This window comes from Hydrogenophaga sp. SL48 (genome assembly GCF_021729865.1).
Classification (GTDB): domain Bacteria; phylum Pseudomonadota; class Gammaproteobacteria; order Burkholderiales; family Burkholderiaceae_C; genus Hydrogenophaga.
The window spans coordinates 3,626,238-3,646,662 of sequence record NZ_CP063400.1 but is presented as its reverse complement, the minus strand read 5'-3'; the positions used below and the strand labels follow the sequence as shown (position 1 = coordinate 3,646,662).

26 protein-coding genes are annotated in these 20,425 nt (G+C 63.5%); 17 read left to right on the top strand and 9 right to left on the bottom strand.

All coding sequences use genetic code 11. The annotated features are described in order from the left end of the window. Positions 1–5: 5 nt before the first annotated feature. The 4 genes from IM738_RS17295 to IM738_RS17280 all read right to left on the bottom strand — a co-directional run bounded on the left by IM738_RS17295 (position 6) and on the right by IM738_RS17280 (position 3,251). Positions 6–863: a hypothetical protein gene (locus IM738_RS17295; RefSeq protein ID WP_236962292.1), complete on the bottom strand. Its 858-nt coding sequence runs from the start codon at positions 861–863 to the stop codon at positions 6–8. 165 nt (positions 864–1,028) lie between these two features. Then, complete coding sequence (locus IM738_RS17290) at positions 1,029–1,991, bottom strand: IS5 family transposase (protein WP_236962291.1); 963 nt, start codon at positions 1,989–1,991, stop codon at positions 1,029–1,031. 244 nt (positions 1,992–2,235) lie between these two features. Further along, positions 2,236–2,394 carry a hypothetical protein gene (locus IM738_RS17285; protein ID WP_236962290.1) on the bottom strand — a complete coding sequence of 53 codons (159 nt, stop codon included), beginning with the start codon at positions 2,392–2,394 and terminating at the stop codon, positions 2,236–2,238. Between the two features lie 14 nt (positions 2,395–2,408). Next, positions 2,409–3,251: an AAA family ATPase gene (locus IM738_RS17280; protein WP_236962289.1), complete on the bottom strand. Its 843-nt coding sequence runs from the start codon at positions 3,249–3,251 to the stop codon at positions 2,409–2,411. A 127-nt stretch (positions 3,252–3,378) separates the two neighbouring features. On the opposite strand from IM738_RS17280, the gene IM738_RS17275 reads away from it, so the two are divergent. Further along, positions 3,379–4,047, top strand: coding sequence for a c-type cytochrome (locus IM738_RS17275; protein WP_236962288.1), 669 nt, complete (start codon positions 3,379–3,381; stop codon positions 4,045–4,047). A gap of 75 nt (positions 4,048–4,122) precedes the next feature. Here the strand turns inward: IM738_RS17275 and IM738_RS17270 are convergent, their stop codons facing one another. Then, positions 4,123–4,560 carry a DUF1841 family protein gene (locus IM738_RS17270; RefSeq protein WP_236962287.1) on the bottom strand — a complete coding sequence of 146 codons (438 nt, stop codon included), beginning with the start codon at positions 4,558–4,560 and terminating at the stop codon, positions 4,123–4,125. Between the two features lie 78 nt (positions 4,561–4,638). On the opposite strand from IM738_RS17270, the gene pcaF reads away from it, so the two are divergent. The 4 genes from pcaF to IM738_RS17250 all read left to right on the top strand — a co-directional run bounded on the left by pcaF (position 4,639) and on the right by IM738_RS17250 (position 7,823). Continuing rightward, positions 4,639–5,841, top strand: a complete 1,203-nt coding sequence (gene pcaF, locus IM738_RS17265) for a 3-oxoadipyl-CoA thiolase (RefSeq protein WP_236962286.1) — start codon at positions 4,639–4,641, stop codon at positions 5,839–5,841. A gap of 49 nt (positions 5,842–5,890) precedes the next feature. After that, positions 5,891–6,646, top strand: a complete 756-nt coding sequence (locus tag IM738_RS17260) for a sulfite exporter TauE/SafE family protein (RefSeq protein WP_236962285.1) — start codon at positions 5,891–5,893, stop codon at positions 6,644–6,646. 33 nt (positions 6,647–6,679) lie between these two features. Further along, positions 6,680–7,297, top strand: a complete 618-nt coding sequence (locus IM738_RS17255) for a ParA family protein (RefSeq protein WP_236962284.1) — start codon at positions 6,680–6,682, stop codon at positions 7,295–7,297. A 70-nt stretch (positions 7,298–7,367) separates the two neighbouring features. Further along, positions 7,368–7,823, top strand: coding sequence for a MaoC family dehydratase (locus tag IM738_RS17250; RefSeq protein ID WP_236962283.1), 456 nt, complete (start codon positions 7,368–7,370; stop codon positions 7,821–7,823). An 18-nt stretch (positions 7,824–7,841) separates the two neighbouring features. On the opposite strand, the gene IM738_RS17245 is transcribed toward IM738_RS17250, so the two are convergent. The 3 genes from IM738_RS17245 to IM738_RS17235 all read right to left on the bottom strand — a co-directional run bounded on the left by IM738_RS17245 (position 7,842) and on the right by IM738_RS17235 (position 9,307). After that, the gene (locus tag IM738_RS17245; protein WP_236962282.1) at positions 7,842–8,165 is read right to left on the bottom strand and encodes a hypothetical protein; all 324 of its coding nucleotides are present in this window, start codon (positions 8,163–8,165) and stop codon (positions 7,842–7,844) included. A gap of 148 nt (positions 8,166–8,313) precedes the next feature. After that, positions 8,314–8,787 (bottom strand): tRNA (uridine(34)/cytosine(34)/5-carboxymethylaminomethyluridine(34)-2'-O)-methyltransferase TrmL, encoded by a 474-nt coding sequence (gene trmL / locus IM738_RS17240; protein WP_236962281.1) that lies wholly within the window; start codon positions 8,785–8,787, stop codon positions 8,314–8,316. 130 nt (positions 8,788–8,917) lie between these two features. After that, entirely contained in the window at positions 8,918–9,307 is a 390-nt protein-coding gene (locus tag IM738_RS17235) for a ComF family protein (RefSeq protein WP_236962280.1), read from the bottom strand. 415 nt (positions 9,308–9,722) lie between these two features. Between IM738_RS17235 and IM738_RS17230 the strand changes: the two genes are divergently transcribed. The 7 genes from IM738_RS17230 (at position 9,723) to IM738_RS17200 (ending at position 15,922) form a co-directional block, all read left to right on the top strand. Next, complete coding sequence (locus IM738_RS17230; protein WP_236962279.1) at positions 9,723–10,601, top strand: class I SAM-dependent methyltransferase; 879 nt, start codon at positions 9,723–9,725, stop codon at positions 10,599–10,601. Positions 10,602–11,176: 575 nt separating this feature from the next. Continuing rightward, the gene (gene coxB, locus IM738_RS17225; protein ID WP_442908527.1) at positions 11,177–12,340 is read left to right on the top strand and encodes a cytochrome c oxidase subunit II; all 1,164 of its coding nucleotides are present in this window, start codon (positions 11,177–11,179) and stop codon (positions 12,338–12,340) included. Positions 12,341–12,381: 41 nt separating this feature from the next. Then, entirely contained in the window at positions 12,382–14,007 is a 1,626-nt protein-coding gene (gene ctaD / locus IM738_RS17220) for a cytochrome c oxidase subunit I (RefSeq protein ID WP_236962278.1), read from the top strand. Positions 14,008–14,039: 32 nt separating this feature from the next. Then, positions 14,040–14,150 carry a cytochrome oxidase small assembly protein gene (locus IM738_RS17215; RefSeq protein WP_236966346.1) on the top strand — a complete coding sequence of 37 codons (111 nt, stop codon included), beginning with the start codon at positions 14,040–14,042 and terminating at the stop codon, positions 14,148–14,150. Positions 14,151–14,159: 9 nt separating this feature from the next. After that, positions 14,160–14,774, top strand: a complete 615-nt coding sequence (locus IM738_RS17210) for a cytochrome c oxidase assembly protein (RefSeq protein ID WP_236962277.1) — start codon at positions 14,160–14,162, stop codon at positions 14,772–14,774. Next, a complete protein-coding gene (locus IM738_RS17205; RefSeq protein ID WP_236962276.1) occupies positions 14,771–14,977 on the top strand; it encodes a DUF2970 domain-containing protein in 207 nt (68 codons plus the stop codon). Before IM738_RS17210 ends, IM738_RS17205 begins: the two co-directional genes overlap by 4 nt. A 63-nt stretch (positions 14,978–15,040) precedes the next feature. Further along, positions 15,041–15,922 carry a cytochrome c oxidase subunit 3 gene (locus IM738_RS17200; protein ID WP_236962275.1) on the top strand — a complete coding sequence of 294 codons (882 nt, stop codon included), beginning with the start codon at positions 15,041–15,043 and terminating at the stop codon, positions 15,920–15,922. Between the two features lie 68 nt (positions 15,923–15,990). Here the strand turns inward: IM738_RS17200 and IM738_RS17195 are convergent, their stop codons facing one another. Further along, on the bottom strand, positions 15,991–16,227 hold the full coding sequence (locus tag IM738_RS17195; RefSeq protein ID WP_236962274.1) for a twin transmembrane helix small protein: 237 nt from the start codon (positions 16,225–16,227) through the stop codon (positions 15,991–15,993). Positions 16,228–16,292: 65 nt separating this feature from the next. Here IM738_RS17195 and IM738_RS17190 point away from each other — a divergent pair, with 65 nt between their 5' ends. The 5 genes from IM738_RS17190 to IM738_RS17170 are packed head-to-tail and all read left to right on the top strand — an operon-like array spanning position 16,293 to position 20,380. Beyond that, a complete protein-coding gene (locus IM738_RS17190; protein WP_236962273.1) occupies positions 16,293–17,039 on the top strand; it encodes an SURF1 family protein in 747 nt (248 codons plus the stop codon). After that, positions 17,020–17,712, top strand: a complete 693-nt coding sequence (locus IM738_RS17185) for an SCO family protein (protein ID WP_236962272.1) — start codon at positions 17,020–17,022, stop codon at positions 17,710–17,712. The genes IM738_RS17190 and IM738_RS17185 overlap by 20 nt, the downstream gene beginning before the upstream one ends. Before the next feature lie 9 nt (positions 17,713–17,721). Beyond that, positions 17,722–18,873: a COX15/CtaA family protein gene (locus IM738_RS17180; RefSeq protein WP_236962271.1), complete on the top strand. Its 1,152-nt coding sequence runs from the start codon at positions 17,722–17,724 to the stop codon at positions 18,871–18,873. Next, a complete protein-coding gene (gene cyoE, locus IM738_RS17175) occupies positions 18,873–19,778 on the top strand; it encodes a heme o synthase (protein ID WP_236962270.1) in 906 nt (301 codons plus the stop codon). Before IM738_RS17180 ends, cyoE begins: the two co-directional genes overlap by 1 nt. Then, positions 19,775–20,380 carry an SCO family protein gene (locus IM738_RS17170; RefSeq protein ID WP_236962269.1) on the top strand — a complete coding sequence of 202 codons (606 nt, stop codon included), beginning with the start codon at positions 19,775–19,777 and terminating at the stop codon, positions 20,378–20,380. The genes cyoE and IM738_RS17170 overlap by 4 nt, the downstream gene beginning before the upstream one ends. The last annotated feature ends 45 nt before the right edge of the window (positions 20,381–20,425 follow it).

Here is a 20,425-nt window from a genome sequence, read left to right as displayed (position 1 = left end):
TCCTTCTAGCTTCTTTCGAAGCAAGAAACTGGCAGATGCTCTTTGCTCAGTTGAAGCACACCCTCGGTGTCAAGGTTGGCGAAAAGGTGTGTGCGTTCCGCAACTCCCCAATAGCGATCGCTATCTGGTGCGAAGAGTAGAAAAAGCGCAAGCAGACTGAGTTCTTCTTGTGTGAGTTGCTCTAGCAACAGGGGCAGGAAGCGATCTTTCGCGTCCCCCAGAACGTTTTCACAGGTCAGCAGAGTCGCGAGCACTCCTCTGCAGTAAGCATCAGACTTTGTAAGGCCAATGCGTTTTCGCAACTCATGAGGTAGGGTGTACCGTAGTTCGACAAGAGTTGGAATTGGTGGTTCCGGAGTGTGGCCGATTGAGCGTGAGATGGCTGGACTGGTTAGTTGATGAACTTCGCCAGTGTTGATCGCAATCTTCGCTCGCACGAAAAGTGCTTCTCGTCCTTGCTCTGCTGTGGATCGGGAGCCGACCGTCCCATTAGAAATCTGCGCATCTACTAAGCGTTGATATACGGTCAGGCAATCGAAAAAACGTTGTTCTTTTCGTTGCCACTCTGCCGTCTGCGCCTGGTCTTCCAAGGCTTCCTTTGTCTGACGCAGTTCCTTTCGCTGCTGTTTCCAAACCTCGTAGGCAACCAACAACGTCGCGAACGAGATGACCGGGTTCATCAGACCGCCGAAGTAGTCCCCCAAGGTGCCCCAATCTCCCGAGTCATGACTGACCTTCGCAGACGAAAACCACACGAGGTACGCGCCCATAACCACCACCAAAAGCCCGGCGATTCCTGGAATCAGCTGTTTCAAAAGACGCTCCATAGCGCTTTCTTTTTCGGCGGAGTTGTCAGTGTTCATTGGTCATTCCAGCAGCAGGGCTCACCTAAGGCAGCGCTGAACAAGTAGCCGAATTGAGTGGCCCGCTACGCAAAGGGTTGCCGACGCGGGCAAGCGGCGCGATTCGACCGCGTTCCCTGGACATACCAGCCGTGCTCGCGCACCCGTCGTGCGCAACGGACGCACTCATGCCATGAGGCGCTGACGCGCCAGGTAGATGTTGGCCAAACCCAGCACCACGAACGAGCGCGTGGCGTTCTTGGCGAGACCTCGGTAGCGCACCTTGGCAAAGCCCCAGAGCCGTTTGACCACAGCAAAGACGTGTTCGACCCGGGCGCGGACCTTGGACTTGTTGTGGTTCCTGGAGCGCTCGGCCTCGTCGATATCGCCACCCCTGCGCACGCGCTGGTTGGTGAAGTCCTTGGCCTTGGGGGCCTTCGATCCGATCAACGCTTTCTGGCTGGCGTAGGCACTGTCGCCATACACACGCTGCTCGTTGCCGTGCAGCAGATCGGGCAGCGGGTGCTTGTCGTGCACGTTGGCTGCTGTCACCACAGCGCTGTGCGCCAGCCCGCTGCGGCTGTCCACGCCAATGTGCATCTTCATCCCGAAATACCACTGCTGGCCTTTGCGGGTTTGGTGCATCTCGGGGTCGCGCTGCTTGTCGGCGTTCTTGGTCGAACTGGGCGCGCCGATGATGGTGGCGTCCACGATGGTGCCGGTGCCCACCTTCAAGCCTCGCGCCTGCAGCACCTCCCCCACTTTGGCAAACAGGGCCTCGCCCAGTTTGTGCTGCTCCAGCAGGCGGCGAAACTTCAGCAGGGTGGTCCCGTCAGGCACACGCTCCCGCCCAAGATCGATGCCCACAAAGCGGCGCAGCGCCGTGCTGTCGAGCAGGGCCTCTTCGCAGGCCTCATCGGCCAGGTTGAACCAGTGCTGCACGAAGTACATCCGCAGCATGCGTTCGAGCCCGATCGGTGGGCGCCCGTTGCCGGCTTTGGGGTAGTGAGGTTCGATGACCGAGCACAGCGCCTGCCAGGGCACGATCTGTTCCATCGTCGCCAGGAACGCATCGCGCTTGGTCGGCTTGCGGTACTGCTCGAATCCGTCGCCTTGATCGGCTGCCATCGCCAGGGTCTGTTGCTTCATCTTCACCTCCGTGTATCAGGGACCTCGATACATGCAAACCTCGCGCCACCCATGGACTTGTTCAGCGTAGCCCTAAGCTCCTGTCTTTAACCCACAACCCTGGCACTCGCAGAAACTCGCGAAGGTCGTTGGTGATGACGGCCATGTCGCCCGCCAGCGAGAGGGCGGTGATGTCGGGCGAGTGCTCGCGCAGGAAGTCACCACAGGATGGCAAGTTCCAGTGGCCCACGACGTTGATGGCCTCTTACTTGTTGTATTCGCCGCTGCAATAGGGGTCATAGGGTTGTGCCCCGTCCGCGCGCTTCGGTTTGTCGCAGCGCCCGCCACTCGCAGGGCTTGAGCAGGCCGAAAGCAGTCCAATGAGTACAGCCACAAAGGTCAGTTTCTTCATCATGTGGTTCATGGGTCGATCCTCCTTCACCGGTTCCGCTGGTTCATGAACACCAGCTTTTCAAACAGCGTGGTGTCCTGCTCGTTCTTCAGCAGTGCGCCCACCAGCGGTGGCACGGCGACCTTGCTGTCGGCGCTTTGCAGTGCTTCGAGCGGAATGTCTTCGGCCATCAGCAGCTTGAGCCAGTCGATCAGCTCGCTGGTGCTCGGCTTTTTCTTCAGACCGGGCAGGTTGCGAACGTCGTAGAAGGTCTTCATCGCCACCTTCAGCAGGTCTTGCTTGAGGTCGGGGAAGTGCACATCCACGATCTTTTGCATGGTCTCCGCTTCGGGAAACTTGATGTAGTGGAAGAAGCAGCGGCGCAGGAAGGCGTCGGGCAGTTCTTTTTCGTTGTTGGAGGTGATGAACACCAGCGGGCGGTGTTTGGCCTTGACCAGTTCGCGTGTCTCGTAGCAGTAGAACTCCATGCGGTCGAGTTCGCGCAGCAGGTCGTTGGGGAACTCGATGTCGGCCTTGTCGATTTCATCGATCAGCAGCGCCACCGGCTGGTCGGCCGTGAAAGCCTGCCAGAGCACACCCTTGACGACGTAGTTGTGGATGTCCTTGACTTTCTCGTCGCCGAGCTGTGAGTCGCGCAGGCGGCTCACCGCGTCGTATTCGTACAGGCCCTGCTGCGCCTTGGTGGTGCTCTTGATGTGCCATTGCAGCAGCGGCACGTTGAGCGCCTGCGCCACTTCTTCGGCCAGCATGGTCTTGCCGGTGCCGGGCTCGCCCTTGACGAGCAGCGGTCGCTTGAGCGTGATGGCGGCGTTGACGGCCAGCATCAGGTCTTGTGTGGCGACGTAGTTTTCAGAGCCTTGGAATTTCATGGAGGTGACGCGGTTGACGCTGCGGCGGGCCAGCGGATCAGGGTATTCAATAAGCGGTTGACGATGATCGAGTCTATATAATCGTCCATTGATTTTTATCAATCGTCCATCTCATTGTGCTTGCAAAATGAACCAACTGTTGCCCCTGATCACCCGTACCGTTGTCGCCGCTGCGACCCTTTTGGTGGTCGCCACGACCGCTCAGGCTCAGGGCGTGACCGGCTCCGCTGACGCGGGCCAGAAGAAGGCCGAGATGTGCATCGGCTGCCACGGCATCGCGGGTTACCAGAACAGCTTCCCCGAGATCCACAAGGTGCCGAAGATCTCGGGCCAGTCCGACAAGTACATCGTGTCGGCGCTGACCGCCTACAAGAAGGGCGACCGCAAGCACCCGTCCATGCGCGGCATCGCCGCCTCGCTGTCTGAGCAGGACATGGCCGATCTGGCCGCCTTCTACTCGGCTCAGGCGGGCAAGGCCCCGGCCGATGCGCCCAAGACCGCCAGCGCCGCGGCTGCTGCACTGATTGAAAAGGGTGCCTGCGCTTCGTGCCACGGCGCCAATTTCGCCAAACCCATCGACCCGACCTACCCCAAGATCGCCGGCCAGCACGCCGACTACCTGTACGTGGCGCTCAAGGCCTATTCGGTGGAAGGCAACAACGTGGTCGGCCGCTCCAACGGCATCATGGCCGGCATCGCCAAGCAGTTCAAACCGGCCGAAATGCGCGAGATCGCCAAGTACCTGGGTTCGCTGGACGGCGACCTGCAGACCGTGCCGCAATCGCGCTTCCGCTGATCGGCGCCACGCCCCATGAAAAAGCCGCTCACAGAGCGGCTTTTTTGTTGCGATCTTGAAGCTTCGAAGAAGGGGTCAATCCTGCGTCGCACGGCGTCGCACCTGGTCGATGTAGGCCTGGCCGTCGGGCGGGCGGCCGGCACGCTGGCTTTCCCAGAGCATGGTGCCCAGGCATTCCATCACCTCGTGGTGCGCGGCGTGCAGATCGCCCCGGCGCGCTGCCAGCAGTTCCACCGCCTGGCGGATGCCGGGCGGTTGGTCGATGCTGCACTGCTCGCTGATGGACAGGTGCATGGACAGGTGCAGGAACGGGTTGTCGGCGGCGGTGTCACCGGGTGCGCCCAGGCGGGCGAGGGCGGCGTCCACATCCGCCAGCTCCGCATGATGCTCGGGATGTTCGGCGATCCACTGACCGGCCAGCGTCTCGATGGCCTCCATGGGTTGTCCACCCAGGCGCTTGGCGTGGACAGAGCAGAAAAAGCGCCGCACATCGGCTTGGGAAGGGCTGAACATGCCTGGGATTGTCCCTCAAGCTGCGACGGCCCGCCCCGCGCTTGGGTACAGTAGCGCCCAACATTCAGGAGACACGACATGACCCATGCCTACATCTGCGACGCGATCCGCACCCCGTTCGGTCGCTACGGCGGCGCGCTCAGTTCGGTGCGCACCGACGACCTCGGCGCCATTCCGCTGCGCGCATTGATGGCGCGCAACCCGAACGTCGACTGGGCCGCGATCACCGACGTGCTCTTCGGCTGCGCCAACCAGGCCGGCGAAGACAACCGCAACGTCGCGCACATGAGCAGCCTGCTGGCCGGCCTGCCGCTGGAGGTGCCGGGGGCCACCATCAACCGCCTGTGTGGTTCTGGTCTGGACGCCGTGGGCACGGCCGCGCGCGCGATCAAGGCCGGCGAAGCGGGTCTGATGATCGCCGGCGGTGTCGAGAGCATGAGCCGCGCGCCCTTCGTCATGCCCAAGGCCGAAAGTGCCTTTTCTCGCAACAACGCCGTCTACGACACCACCATCGGCTGGCGCTTTGTCAACAAGCTGATGAAGGCCCAGTACGGCGTGGACTCCATGCCCGAAACCGCCGAGAACGTCGCGACCGATTTCAAGATCGAGCGCGAAGCACAGGACCGCATGGCCCTGGCCAGCCAGATGAAGGCCGTGGCCGCCATCAAGGCTGGGCATCTGGCGCGCGAGATCTGCGCGGTCACGATTCCGCAAAAGAAGGGCGATGCGCTGGTGGTGGACACCGACGAACACCCGCGCGAGACCAGCCTGGAGACGCTGGTCAAACTCAAAGGCGTGGTGCGGCCCGACGGCACGGTGACCGCCGGCAACGCCAGCGGCGTGAACGACGGCGCCTGCGCGCTGCTGCTGGCCGACGAAGCCACCGCTGCGAAGAACGGACTCACCCCCAAGGCCCGCATCGTCGGCATGGCCACGGCCGGGGTGGCGCCGCGCATCATGGGCATCGGCCCGGCACCGGCAACGCAGAAGGTGCTGGCGCTTACCGGATTGACGCTGGACCAGCTTGATGTCATCGAACTCAATGAGGCCTTTGCGGCACAGGGGCTGGCGGTGCTGCGTTTGCTGGGGCTGAAGGACGACGATGAACGCGTCAACGCCTGGGGCGGCGCCATCGCGCTGGGCCACCCGCTGGGTGCCAGCGGTGCAAGGCTGGCCACCACGGCGGTGAACCGCCTGCACGCCACCGGCGGTCGCTACGCGCTGTGCACCATGTGCATCGGCGTGGGGCAGGGCATTGCGCTGATCATCGAGCGCGTGTGAACGGGCGACGAACGCGACGCTGCCGCCTTCGTTCGGCGGGGGTTGTGACGTGCCGCTGATCAGCGATCCGTTTTTCTACGCGGTCGCGATTCCCGCGGTGCTGCTCCTGGGCGTGAGCAAGAGCGGCTTTGGGGCCGGCTTCGGTTCCCTGGCGGTGCCGATGATGGCGCTGGCGGTCACGGTGCCGCAGGCGGCGGCGATCCTGATGCCGGTGTTGCTGTTGATGGACCTGCTGGGCATGGCGGCATTCCGCAACAACGTGGATCGCCAGCTCCTGCGCTTTCTGTTGCCCTTCGGCCTGCTCGGCATCGTGATCGGCACGCTGTTGTTCAAGGTGCTGGATGCGAAGGTGGTGGCGGGCATCGTCGGTGGCTTCACGCTGTTGTTTCTCGCGCAGCGCCTGCTGTTTCCGCCCAAGCCCGACAGCCCGCCGCCACCCCGGTGGCTGGGGGCGCTGCTGACCACGACCTCGGGATTCACCAGCTTCATCGCCCACGCGGGGGGGCCGCCGATCAACGCCTACGTGATTCCCTTGAAGCTCACGCCGGTGCTGTTCACAGGCACCATGGCGTTCTTCTTTTTCTTCATCAACCTTGCCAAGTGGATTCCCTACGCCTGGCTGGGCCTGCTGGACATGCGCAACATGCTGACCTCGCTGGCGTTGCTGCCGTTCGCGCCCATCGGTGTCTGGGTGGGGGTGCGCATCGCGCACCGCATTCACCCGGTGTTGTTCTACCGGCTGGTGTACAGCGGCATGTTCCTCACCGGGATCAAGCTGGTGTGGGACAGCTGGCCGTTAACATAGCAGCCGTTTGTCTTGCGCCCAAGGAGGCTGGATATGCCGGTGGTGGTGATCGCGAATCCCAAAGGGGGTGTGGGCAAGTCCACCCTGTCGACCAACGTGGCCGGTTTCTTCGCGAGCCGGGGGCATTCTGTGATGCTGGGCGATGCCGATCGCCAGCAGTCTTCGGCGCTGTGGCTGCGCCTGCGCCCTCCCGCTGCCCGACCCATCCAGACCTGGGACCTCTCGGGCGACCCGATCGCCCGGCCGCCCAAGGGCACGAGCCATGTGGTGCTGGACACGCCGGCGGGCTTGCATGGTGGACTCTTCAAGGAGGCGCTCAAGCTGGCCGACAAGGTGCTCGTGCCGCTGCAGCCCAGCATCTTTGACATCTACGCCACGCGCGCTTTTCTGGACGAGCTGGCCGAGTCACGGCGTGCCGACAAGCTGCAGGTGGGCATCGTCGGCATGCGCGTGGACGCGCGCACCATCGCGGCCGATAAGCTGCACGAGTTCGTGAACGGCCTGGGTCTGCCGGTGCTGGGCTTCCTGCGCGACACGCAGAACTACATCCACCTTGCGGCGCGTGGCCTGACGCTGTTTGACGTGGCGCCCAGCCGGGTGGAGAAAGACCTTGAGCAATGGCAGGGCATCTGCGACTGGCTGGAGCGCTGAGCAGGCCCGTCGTGTGGCCTGTCGCGGTGCCGACAGCGGTGCCTGGGATGGCCGACTAGAGTCGGTGACCATGAGAAGCTTTGACACACTGAACGATCTGGTGGCCTGCGTGGGCGAAGAGGTCGCCGTGAGCGACTGGGTCACCGTGACCCAGGACCAGGTCAACCGTTTTGCCGATGCGACCGGCGATCACCAGTGGATCCATGTGGATGTGGAGCGCGCCAAGGCGGGACCCTTTGGCGCACCGATCGCGCACGGTTTCCTGACCTTGTCCCTGCTCCCCGTGTTCTTCGACACGGCATTTGAGATCCGCCAGTCAGGCATGGGCGTGAACTACGGATTGAACAAGGTGCGTTTCACCGCGCCGGTTCCGGTGGGCAGCCGCCTGCGCGCCCGCATGACCCTGATGGCGGCCTTACCGATCGAGCACCATGGCGTTCAGATGACCTGGGGGGTGTCGGTTGAACGCGAAGGAGTGGACAAACCGGTGTGCGTGGCCGAAGCACTGGTGCGCCGCTACCCCTGAGCGGCAGGTGGGGCGCGGCTACTTGATGCGCACGAGTTGACGGGGTTCGAGCCAGCCTTCGAACGCAGACATCAGGTTGTTGATGCGCTCGGCGGCGACCGCCTGGCTGGTCTGTTGAGAGATCAGCTGGTACGCGTCGTTGCGCAGCATCCAGAGATCCTGGGCGGTCTTCGCCTGGGCGATCTTGTGCCGCAGGCGTTGCGCCTGCACGCTGTCGCAGTCGTCCATGCAGTGCAGCAAGGCGGTGCGAATGCACTGAAGGTCTTTCAGGCTGGCCTTGGCGCTCACGGGTTTGCGCGACGCCATCGTGCCCTTGAAGAACCTGGTGAGTGTCGGAATCAAACGGATCTCCGGGATGCCTGAGGGGGGAAGCTGAACCGTCGGCATGGCCGAACGGCAGCGCACCGCTGAGCTCGACAGCGGGGTTGTATTGTGTGATCGGTTTTGCGGTCCGGGTGAGGTGCGCACCTCAGCCCGTGGGTGAATTGCGTCACGGTGGTGTGGCTCCAAATCCCTGTTGCCGCCAGGCTTCGTAGACGAGAACCGCCACGGCGTTGGACAGGTTCAGGCTGCGCTGGCCGTCGAGCATGGGCAGGCGCAGTTGCTGGGTGGTGGGAATGTGTTCACGGACCTCGCCGGGCAGGCCATCGGTCTCCGACCCGAAGACCAGCCAGTCTCCTGGCATGTAGCGTTGCCCATGGGCCTCGCCCTGACCTCGGGTGGTCAAGGCGTACATCCGGTGCAGATCGGGTCGTTCGGTCGCGATGAAGGTGGACCAGTCGGCGTGGCGCCGCACGCGAGCGTATTCGTGGTAATCGAGACCCGCACGGCGCATCTGTTTGTCGTCCATTGAAAAACCCAGCGGCTCGATGAGGTGCAGATCGCAGCCGGTGTTGGCGCACAGGCGGATCACGTTCCCCGTGTTGGGAGGGATCTGTGGTGCTACCAGAACAATGCGGAACATGGGTTCAATGGACGCGGTTTGGCAGTGTCAACCAGTGGTCTGTTTTTGTGTGGTTCCCCCTGCAACGCCGCGATGATAAGCGCATTGTTTGCGGGCAAAGAAACACCGTGCACGGGGTGTTGGATTCTGTTCAATCCGACGGCGTGCGCGCCAGCACGAGCGCGCCGATGTCGGCCACGCCCGCCTGTTGCAGGGCCTGCGCAGCGCTGTTCAGCGTGGCGCCCGTGGTGCGCACATCGTCCACCAGCACCACACGGGCACCAGTCAGGCGCGGCACGTGATCGGGGTGCACCGCGAAAGCGCCGTGCAGGTTGTTCAGCCGCTGGGTCTGCGGCAACTGATGCTGGTCTGGGGCCTCGATCACGCGCACCAGGGCGTCGGCCAGCGCGGCCCGACCGGTCCGGCGCTGCACCGCCTTCGCGAGTTCCCACGCCTGGTTGTAACCGCGCTCGGCCAAGCGGCGGGACGACACGGGGATGGGCACGAGGATCGCGTCTGGTGGCAGCAGATCGTGGGCCAAGGCCTGTTTCAGCATCGGTTCGGCCAGGACAGCGGCCCACCCGGGTTCGCCACGGAACTTGAACCGCGCAATCAACCTGTCCCAGGGGTATCCATACTCCACCGCCGCTGCGCAACGACGGATCAACGGCGGTTGCGCACTGGCAAGACAACGCCCGCACACCCCTATGCCGTCTGGCACCGGGCACGCACACACCGTGCAGCGCTCTGTCGGTGGCGCGAAGCGCCGCATGCAGGCAGAGCACACAGGCTGTGCAGGCCACCGCCCGCACACCTGGCAAGTGCTGGGCAGAGGCGGTGCGCGCTCGAGTGGCGAGGGCAGACGGGTCATGGTGGCGCCAATATACTGGCGGCGCCAGCCCCGCGAGGGCCTTCCCCCCCAATTTGCATTCCCATTGAACCCCGAACCCGAAGACATGCCTGTGCCTGGCCTCGACCCTGTGGCCGCGCAGCGGTGGTTGTCCCGCCCACGCAACCAGAGTCCCTGGTTGCACGAAGAGGTGGCCCGCCGCATGGGCGAGAGGCTGCAGTGGTTTCGAGATCCGCCGGCCAGCTGGCTGCACTGGGAGCCGGTGCTCGGTGGTCTCCAGGCCCATCGCAGCCTGGTGGAGCACTTGCCCGCAGCCCGCTGTCACGTGGCAGCGCACGACATGCCGCTGGCCCTTGCGGCCACCAGAGACCCGTCCCGGCGTTCATGGAATCCCTTGCAGTGGAGGCGGGGCCAGATCGCGGCCGGAGTTGACACGCCAGTCGCGATGTTGTGGGCCAACATGGTGTTGCATCATGTGGCACGCCCGCAACCGCTGCTTCGACAGTGGCATCGACAGATACAGACAGACGGTTTTCTGATGTTTTCTTGCCTGGGGCCTGACAGCCTTCGAGAGCTGCGTGCGGTGTACGCCCGGGCAGGTTGGCCCGATCCAGCGCACCCGTTCACCGACATGCACGACTGGGGCGACATGCTGGTGCACAACGGTTTTGCGGAGCCCGTCATGGACATGGAGCGCATCTCGCTGTCCTTTAGTGGCGCTGGTCCCTTGCTGGACGAGCTTCGATCACTGGGGCGCAACCTCAATGCCGGGCGATTCGGGGCGTTGCGCGGGCGTGCCTGGCGGCGTTCGCTGGAGCGGGCCATTGATCAGGGCCTGCCGAGGTCAGAGGACGGACGCCTGCTGCTCACGTTCGAGGTCATCTATGGCCATGCCTTCAAGGCAACCCCCCGTCCCCGGCGTAGCGACAGCCAGTCGGTGTCGATGGATGAGATGCGCGCCATGCTGCGAGACCGTCGCTCCTGAGACTGGGGCCATTTCCCTGCGCTGCAGGCTCCACGGGCGGTGGGCGTCAAGCCGTGTTTTTCGACGGCTACAATTGACATAAATCAAACCGCTGTGGCGGGTTTTTTGACACGCCTGTGCGTGTTCGTGTGCCTGTGGTCGCCACGTTCTGTCGTCGAGGAAGGGTGGGAACTGCAAGGTGAGCCCCCTAGCCTCAGTCTCCGCCGATGGGGCTCAGTGGATCCTGCGATGCCATTCGGTGCCCTGACGTTGGACGGATTCTTCGGGTGCCTGGGCGCGTGGATGGTATTGCCTCTTGGGCCGTGGCATGGCTGGCGGTGTTCATGGCCTTCCTGGTGCGCGGAGGCGGTCAGTCCGTGCCAGTAGGGCTGCTTCGTGTCCTCTGTATTCGTGCCCTGTGCTGGCCCCTGAATGCAGGGCCGCACCGAGCTGAGTTTGAGTGATGGTTGGGTATTCCCTGAGTGGGCGGTCCCCGGAAATTTTGTTCTAATCAGCATTGATATAAATCAATACTTATATTTGAGGCGTTAAACGTGAGTACGACAAAACAGACGGGTGATTCTTTGCTTGATCGACTGGGTGGCCTGCGCACCCTGGTTTCATCGCTGGCCCTCGGCTCTGCGGTCTGGGTGACCGAAGCTGCCCACGCCGTCAATGACTTGCCCGGTGGCCCGGCGGTGAATCAGCTCAATTTTGCTCCCGCAGCCACCAAGATCGCTGAAGAGCAGCACTGGCTGCACTGGTTCATGATGATCATTTGCACGGTCATCTTCGTGATCGTCTTCGGGGTGATGTTCTATTCCATCCTCAAGCACCGCAAGTCGGTTGGCCACAAGGCCCAGGAGTTGCCCGAGCCGATCTGGGTCGAGCTTGGATGGACCATCGTCCCGCTGCTGATCGTGATCGGCATGGCCCTGCCAGCCACCAAGGTGCTGGTGGCCCAGAAGGACACCACCAACAGCGACATCACCATCAAGGCCACAGGCATGCAGTGGAAGTGGGGGTATGACTACATCAAGGGTGAGGGCGAGGGCATCGGTTTCCTCTCCACGCTCGACGTGAAGCACCGTGAAATGTCCAGCAGCGGCAACCCGCCGGCCACCGACGACTACCTGCTCAAGGTGGACAACCCGATGGTGGTGCCCGTGGGCAAGAAGGTGCGCATCATCACCACCGCCAACGACGTGATTCACGCTTTCATGGTGCCGGCCTTCGGTATCAAGCAGGATGCGATCCCCGGCTTCGTGCGCGACACCTGGTTTCGTGCCGAGAAGACCGGTGATTTCTATGGCCAGTGTGCCGAGCTGTGCGGCAAGGAACACGCCTACATGCCCATCCACGTGAAGGTGGTGTCGGCCGAGGATTACACCAAGTGGGTGGATGGCGAGTACAAGAAGATGGCGGCGCTGGCCGACGATCCGTCCAAGGTGTGGACCCTGGCTGATCTGGTGAAGCGTGGCGAATCGGTGTACGCCGCCAACTGCGTGGCCTGCCATCAGGCCAACGGCAAAGGCGCCGGCCCCATCAAGCCCTTGGACGGCTCGGCCATCGTGACCAGCACCGACCATGCCGCCATGATCAATGTGTTGCTCAACGGCGCCGCTGGCGGCGCCATGCCGTCCTGGAAGCAGCTGTCAGACACCGAGCTGGCTGCGGTCATGACCTACGCCAAGAACAGCTGGTCCAACAAAACCGAACAAATCGTGCAGCCTGCCGAGGTGGTGGCTGCGCGCAAGTGAGCCGGGCACTGATAGCTATTTGAATTCCAAAGGAAACGATGATGAGTGCAGTACTCGATCCCCATGACGCTCACGCGCACGACGACCACCACGATCACCACGCCCCCACGGGCTGGCGCCGGTGGGTCTACGCCACCAACCACAAAGACATCGGCACGCTGTACCTGTTGTTCGCTTTCACCATGCTCATGGTGGGTGGCGTTCTCGCGCTGTTGATCCGTGCCGAGCTGTTCCAGCCGGGCCTGCAACTGGTCAACCCCGAGCTCTTCAACCAGCTCACCACCATGCACGGCCTGATCATGGTGTTCGGGGCCATCATGCCGGCCTTCGTGGGCTTCGCGAACTGGATGATCCCGTTGCAGATCGGCGCGTCCGACATGGCCTTCGCACGCATGAACAACTTCAGTTTCTGGCTGATGATCCCGGCCGCACTGATGCTGGTGTCCTCGTTCTTCATGCCAGGCGGCGCCCCCGCCGCCGGCTGGACGCTGTACGCGCCGCTGACCCTGCAGATGGGCCCCTCGATGGACGCCGGCATTTTCGCGATGCACATCCTGGGTGCGTCGTCCATCATGGGCTCGATCAACATCATCGTCACCATCCTCAACATGCGTGCCCCCGGCATGACGCTGATGAAGATGCCCATGTTCTGCTGGACCTGGCTGATCACCGCCTACCTGCTGATCGCCGTGATGCCCGTGCTGGCCGGTGCCATCACCATGACGCTGACCGACCGCCACTTCGGCACCAGCTTCTTCAACCCCGCCGGCGGCGGTGACCCGGTGATGTACCAGCACATCTTCTGGTTCTTCGGTCACCCCGAGGTCTACATCATGATCCTGCCGGCCTTTGGCATCGTGAGCCAGGTCGTGCCCGCTTTCGCGCGCAAGAAGCTGTTCGGCTACGCCTCCATGGTGTACGCCACCGGTTCGATCGCCATCCTGTCCTTCGTCGTGTGGGCACACCACATGTTCACCACCGGCATGCCGGTGACGGGCCAACTGTTCTTCATGTACTCGACCATGCTGATCGCCGTGCCCACAGGCGTGAAGATCTTCAACTGGATCGCGACCATGTGGAAGGGTTCGATGACCTTCGAGACCCCGATGCTGTGGGCCGTGGGCTTCATCTTCGTGTTCACCATCGGTGGCTTCACGGGCCTGATCCTGTCCATGGCGCCGATCGACATCAACTTCCAGGACACCTACTACGTGGTGGCCCACTTCCACTACGTGCTGGTGGCCGGTTCGCTGTTTGCGATGTTTGCCGGCATCTACTACTGGCTGCCCAAGTGGACCGGCGTGATGTACAGCGAAACGCGCGGCAAGATCCACTTCTGGTGGTCGATGATTTCGTTCAACGTCACCTTTTTCCCGATGCACTTCCTTGGCTTGGCCGGCATGCCCCGTCGTTATGCCGACTACCCGATGCAGTTCGCCGACTTCAATGCCATCGCGTCGGTGGGCGGTTTCTTCTTCGGTTTTGCGCAGGTGTACTTCTTCATCGCCGTGGTGATCCCGGCCATGCGCGGTCAAGGCCCCAAGGCGTCGCAGAAGCCTTGGGAAGGTGCCGAAGGCCTGGAGTGGGAAGTGCCTTCGCCCGCACCGTTCCACACGTTCGAAACCCCGCCCAAGCTCGACGCCACCGCCACCAAGGTGATTGGCTGAGTTGACCCTGCATTGAAGACACAGAAATGACCATGTCCTCCGACCGCAAAAAACAGAACGCCCGTCTGGGTCTGATCCTCGCGTCCGTGGCCGTGGTCTTTTTCCTCGGCTTCGTGGGCAAGATGGTGCTGCTGGGCGGCTGATCGGCTTGTATGGGACTGCGTCGAGAAAACTTCAAGATGGTGGGCAAGCTCGGCGTGATCGCGCTGGGCATGTTCGCCTTTGGGTACGCGCTCGTGCCCATCTACAAGGCCATCTGCGAAGCCACCGGCATCAATGTGCTGGCGCTGGCCGAGCGCGAGGTGCCTGGAGCCCAGCCGAAGGCCGCGCTCAACACCCAGGTGGACACCTCGCGCACGATCACGGTGGAGTTCGATGTCAATGCCCGTGGCCCGTGGCATTTCAAGCCGGCGGTGCGTTCGTTGCAGGTTCACCCCGGTGAACTGACCACCGTGATGTACGAGTTCCAGAACATCCAGAACCGGACGATGGCCGCACAGGCGATCCCGAGTTACGCACCGATGCAGGCCGCGTCCCACTTCAACAAGCTGGAGTGTTTCTGCTTCACGCAATACACGCTTGCGCCAGGTGAGAAAAAAGCCTGGCCGGTGGCGTTCGTGATCGATCCGCGCCTGCCCAAGGACGTGTCCACGATCACGCTCTCGTACACCTTTTTCGAAGTGGGCGGCAAGGTGCCACCCGCGCCGCAGGATGTGGCCAAGGTGCCTGTGGTGGCCCCTGTCGCCCGGCCCGGGGGTGCGGTATGAGCACACCCGTTCACCAGCGCAAGGGCTCGGTGCTGGGCACGGTCAAGGCCGTGCTCTGGGGCTTTCTGGGCGTGCGCCGCAACACGGACTACCAAAACGATGTGGCGCGCCTCAACCCGATTCACCTCATTGTGGTCGGTATCGTGATGGCGCTGTTTTTTGTCCTGTCCCTGATCCTGATTGTCAACTGGGTGGTGGGTTGAGCCCTCCACCGGTTGTTCATTGATTTCCGATATCCATACAAGCGAAAGCATTTAGGAGTGAGCATGTCAGCAGCAACACACGGCACGACGCCCTACTACTACGTCCCAGGCCCGTCGCGGCACCCGGTGATGGCGGCCATTGGCCTGTTTTTCGTGATCCTGGGCGCGGGCCAGTGGATCAACGGCGCCGACTGGGGCATGTATTCGCTGGCCTTTGGCATGGCGTTCTGGCTGATCGTGCTGTTCCAGTGGTTCCGTGAGTCGGTGTCCGAGAGCGAAGGTGGTATGTACGGTCACAAGATCGACCTGTCGTACCGATGGAGCATGAGCTGGTTCATCTTCTCCGAGGTCATGTTTTTCGGTGCCTTCTTCACCGCGCTCTGGTGGGCCCGTGTCCACTCGGTGCCTGCGCTCGGCAACATCGAGAACTCGCTGATCTGGCCCGATTTCACCTCGGTGTGGCCGAGCCTGCAGGCTGGTGCCACCGCTTCGCCCGCCGGGATCGTGGAGCCGTTTCAGACCATGGGACCTTTCTGGCTGCCCACCATCAACACCGCGCTGCTGCTGACCTCGGGCGTGACGCTGACCATCGCCCACCATGCCCTGCAGGCCGGCAACCGTGGCAAGACCATCGCCTTCATGTGGATGACGGTCATCCTGGGCATCGTGTTCCTGTTTGTTCAGGGTTACGAATACGCCCACGCCTACAGCGCCTACAACCTGAAGCTGACCTCCGGCATCTTCGGGTCCACGTTTTACATGCTCACCGGTTTTCACGGCTTCCACGTGTTCGTGGGCATGTTGATGCTGCTGTTCATCACGCTTCGACTGCAGAAAGGTCACTTCACGGCCCAGCGCCACTTCGGCTTCGAAGGCGCGGCGTGGTACTGGCACTTTGTGGACGTGGTCTGGCTGGGCCTGTACATCCTCGTGTACTGGATGTGATCGCCCGGTTCCGGGCGGAATCGCCAGGAGCCGGCCCAGAAAAAGCGCCAGGAGGCGCTTTTTTTGTTTCAACCCTTGAGGGGCAACCCGGTGGGTTGAATCCAGCCCATCCAGTAGCTGATGAGCACGACCAGAAACAGCAGGATGGAAAACCCCACACGGAAGGCAAGCGCGCGCGCCATGTGGTTCTTGCGCGGGGTCTCTGCGGGGTTGTCCGAGCTGGATCCGCCGCGCATCATGAACACCAGCGCGGCCGCCAGACTGCCCAGGATGGCCACAAAGGCCACAATCACGATGTAGGTCATGGCCGGATTATCGGTGCATTGATCACCTCGTCCAGGCCGCTGCTCCCACCATTCATTGCCCTCGCATGCGTTCCACATCCCCCCGCTTCCGCTTCTGGCTCATCACGGTGGCCGCCGTGCTGAGCGCGGGGTTGACCGCGTCCCTGGGCATGTGGCAGCTGTCGCGCGCCGCCCAGAAACAGGCGCTGGAGGACCGCATCAACGGGCGGGCCGCATTGCCACCGTTGAGTGAGGCTGGGCTGCCGGATGGACCCGCTCTTGACGATGCGCTGCACCGCCCCGTGCTGTTGCGCGGCGAATGGGTGTCCGGGGCCAGCGTGTTTCTGGACAACCGCCCCATGGGCGGGCGCAGCGGGTTCATTCTCGTCACACCCCTGCGGCTTAAGGGCAGCGAGCGGTCGCTGCTGGTGCAGCGAGGCTGGGTGCCGCGCGACTTCACCGACCGCAGCAAAGTGCCTGCGGTGCCCACGCCCGAGGGTTGGGTCGAGGTGGCCGGGCGATTGGCCCCGCCGCCCAGCCAGCTGTTCGAGCTGGGCGAAGCGGAGCGCGGGCCCATCCGGCAAAATCTCAGCATCGACGGCATGTCCCGGGACACCGGCCTGTCGTTGATGCCGGTGTCGGTGCTGCAGACCGGCGCATCGCCGGAAGGCCTGCTGCGCGACTGGCCGCGGTTCGAAGCCGCCGTGCAGAAGCACCATGGCTACGCGGCCCAGTGGTTTGCGATGTGCGCGGTCATCGCCGGCCTGTATGTCTGGTTCCAACTGATTTTCCCCCGTCGATCACACTCATTCCATGGCCCAGACCCCCGATGAACCCCTGACCCTCACGGTCCACAGCCTGCCGCGCGCGGACGTTTCCGACACGGCGGCCATGACCCGTTCCGGCCGCTGGAAGATGCTCCTGCTGCTGCTGGCTTGCGCGGCACCGGTGATCGCGTCGTACTTCACCTACTACGTGATCCGGCCGGAAGGGCGGCGCAACTACGGCGAACTCATTGACCCCCAGTTGCCCCTGCCCGCGTTCATCGGTGTGGACGCGAACGGCCGCGCGGTGCCGCTGACCCAGCTCAAAGACCAGTGGCTCTTCATCAGCGTCGCCGATTCGGCCTGCGACGATGCCTGCCAGAAGCACCTGTATGTGCAGCACCAGCTGCGTGAAGGCCTGGGCAAGGACAAGGACCGGCTGGACTGGGTCTGGCTTCGCACGGGGGCGCCCGAACTCGCCGAACCGCTGAAGAAGGCCACCGCCAGCGCCACCGTGTTGCACGTGGATGAGAAGCTGCTGGCCACGTGGCTCACCCCCGCCGCCGGCCAGCGGCTGCAGGACCACCTGTACGTGGTCGATCCGATCGGCAACTGGATGATGCGTTTCCCTGCGCAGGCCGACCCGAAGCAGATCAAGCGCGACTTGGACCGTTTGCTGCGCGCGTCGGCGTTCTGGGACAAGGGTGGTCGAGTGGGTGTGGCGGCCGTGAACGGCGGTTGATGCATGTCCATGAACACGCCCGCCCTGTACGACTTTGCGCCTGTCGCTCGCCTGATGCTGCTGGGTGTGGTAATCGCCTTGGCCCCGCTGGCCTGGGTGTGGTTGCGCAACCGGCAGGCGAGCGTGGCGCGCCGGCTGCAGGTGCTGACCTTGCTCACGCTCTTTCTCACCTTTGACCTGGTGCTGTTCGGCGCTTTCACCCGCCTGACCGACTCGGGGCTGGGTTGTCCCGACTGGCCCGGGTGTTACGGCAGCGTGAGCCCGGTGGGCGCCAGCGCCGCCATCACTGCCGCCCAGGAGGCCATGCCCACCGGCCCGGTCACGTTCTCCAAGGCCTGGGTCGAGATGATCCACCGCTACCTGGCCACGGCCGTCGGCGTGTTGATCCTGGTGCTGGCCGCGGTGAGCTGGGTGGAGCGGCGGCGCTTGAGTGTGTCGTTTGGCTGGCCGCTGCTCACGCTGTTCTGGGTCTGTCTTCAAGGCGCATTTGGCGCCCTCACGGTCACCATGAAGCTGTTTCCTGCCATCGTCACCCTGCACCTGCTCGGTGGACTGGTGTTGCTGGCGCTGCTGCGCGCGCAGGCGGTGTCGTATCAAATCACCGCGCCCGACAGCGCAGGGCGGATTTCACTGGACCACCCGACCCGCGTCGCGCTGGGGTTGGTGTACGCCTTGCTGTGGGTTCAGATCGCGCTGGGCGGCTGGGTCAGCACCAACTACGCGGTGCTCGCTTGCAGCGAGTTCCCCACCTGTCAGGGCGGCTGGTGGCCGCCGATGGACCTGCGCGAGGGTTTCTCGCTGTGGCGCGCGCTCGGCATGAACGCCGAGGGTCAACCCATCACCTTCGCCGCGCTCACCGCCATCCACTACGTGCACCGGCTCGCGGCGTACGCCGTGCTGGCCGCGCTGGGCTGGATGGCGTGGCGTTTGTGGTCGGTGCCCGCGATGCGGACCACCGCGCGCTGGGTGCTGGCCTTGCTGCTGTGGCAGTTCGCCAGCGGGCTCACCAACGTGGTGTTCGACTGGCCCCTGCTGGCCGCCGTGGGCCACACGGCCGGCGCGGCGGGGCTGGTGATCGTGCTGACCGGCGCCGTGTTCGGCACCCGCAGCGCCCACGGCACCGTGAGCGCACCCCGATACAACGTTTCCCGATCGACCTGATGAGCACCGCGAATCCTTCCACCGTTCCCGCGCCACCGTCCGTGTGGCGCCAGTTCCATGCGCTGACCAAGCCTCGCGTGATCCAGCTGATCGTGTTCTGTGCACTGATCGGCATGGTGCTCGCCGTGCCCGGCGTGCCCAGCTGGGCGCAGGTGCAACTGGCTGCCTGGGCCTCGCTGGGCATCTGGCTGGTGGCGGGTGCCGCGGCGGCCTTCAACTGCGTGGTCGAACAACAGATCGACGCCAAGATGCGGCGCACCGCCTGGCGCCCCACGGCCAAGGGCGAGCTGGGCAACCTGCAGACCCTGAGCTTCTCGGCCGGGCTGTGTTCGCTGGGCTCGGCCATCCTGTACTTCCTCGTCAACCCGCTGACCATGTGGCTGACCTTTGCCACCTTTGTCGGCTACGCGGTGATCTACACCGTGATCCTCAAGCCGCTGACGCCACAGAACATCGTGATCGGTGGTGCCTCGGGCGCCATGCCGCCGGTGCTCGGCTGGGCCGCCATGACCGGCGTGGTCGCGCCCGAGGCGCTGATCCTGTTCCTCATCATCTTCCTCTGGACACCGCCGCACTTCTGGGCGCTCGCGCTCTACCGCGTGGAGGACTACCGCAAGTCCGGCCTGCCCATGCTGCCGGTCACGCACGGTTCGGAGTTCACGCGGTTGCAGATCCTGCTCTACACCTTCGTGCTGTTCGCCGCCTGCCTGATGCCTTTCATCATGCGCATGAGCGGCTGGTTCTACCTCGCGGTGGCCGTGGTGCTCAGCATCGGTTTCTGTGGTTACGCCATCGCGCTGTGGCGCCACTACTCCGATGCGCTGGCCCGCAAGACCTTCCGCTTTTCCCTCATCCACCTGTCGCTGCTGTTCGCGGCGCTGCTGATCGACCACTACCTGCCATGACCCGTTCCACCCTTGGCGTTCGCCGCCACTTTCTTTCGCTGTGCCTGGTCGCTGCGGGGCTGGGCCTTGCGGGCTGCAAAGAAGCGCCCAGTTTCAGCGCCGTGGACATCACCGGTGCCGACTACGCCACCGGCTTTTCGCTCACCGACCACAACGGCCAGGCACGCACCCTCGCGGATTTCAAGGGCAAGGTGGTGGTGATCTTCTTTGGCTACACGCAATGCCCCGACGTGTGCCCCACCTCGATGACCGAGCTGGCGCAGGCCAAGCAGCTGCTGGGCGCCGACGGCGACAAGCTGCAGGGCCTGTTTGTCAGCGTGGACCCCGAGCGCGACACGCCCGAGATCATGAAGGCCTACATGGCGAATTTCGACCCGGGCTTCCTCGCGCTTTACGCGGCCCCCAACGCCTTGCCCGAGCTCACCAAGAGCTTCCGCATCTACTACAAGAAGGTCGAGGGCAAGACGCCCACCAGCTACACCATGGACCACTCGGCGGGCAGCTACGTGTACGACACGCAGGGTCGCGTGCGCCTGTACACGCGCTACGGCGGCGGTGCCCAGGCGCTGGCCGACGATGTGAAGAAGCTGCTGGCGGAGTGAACGCTGCTTCTTTCAAAAGAAGGGCACCTTCGGGTGCCTTTCTTT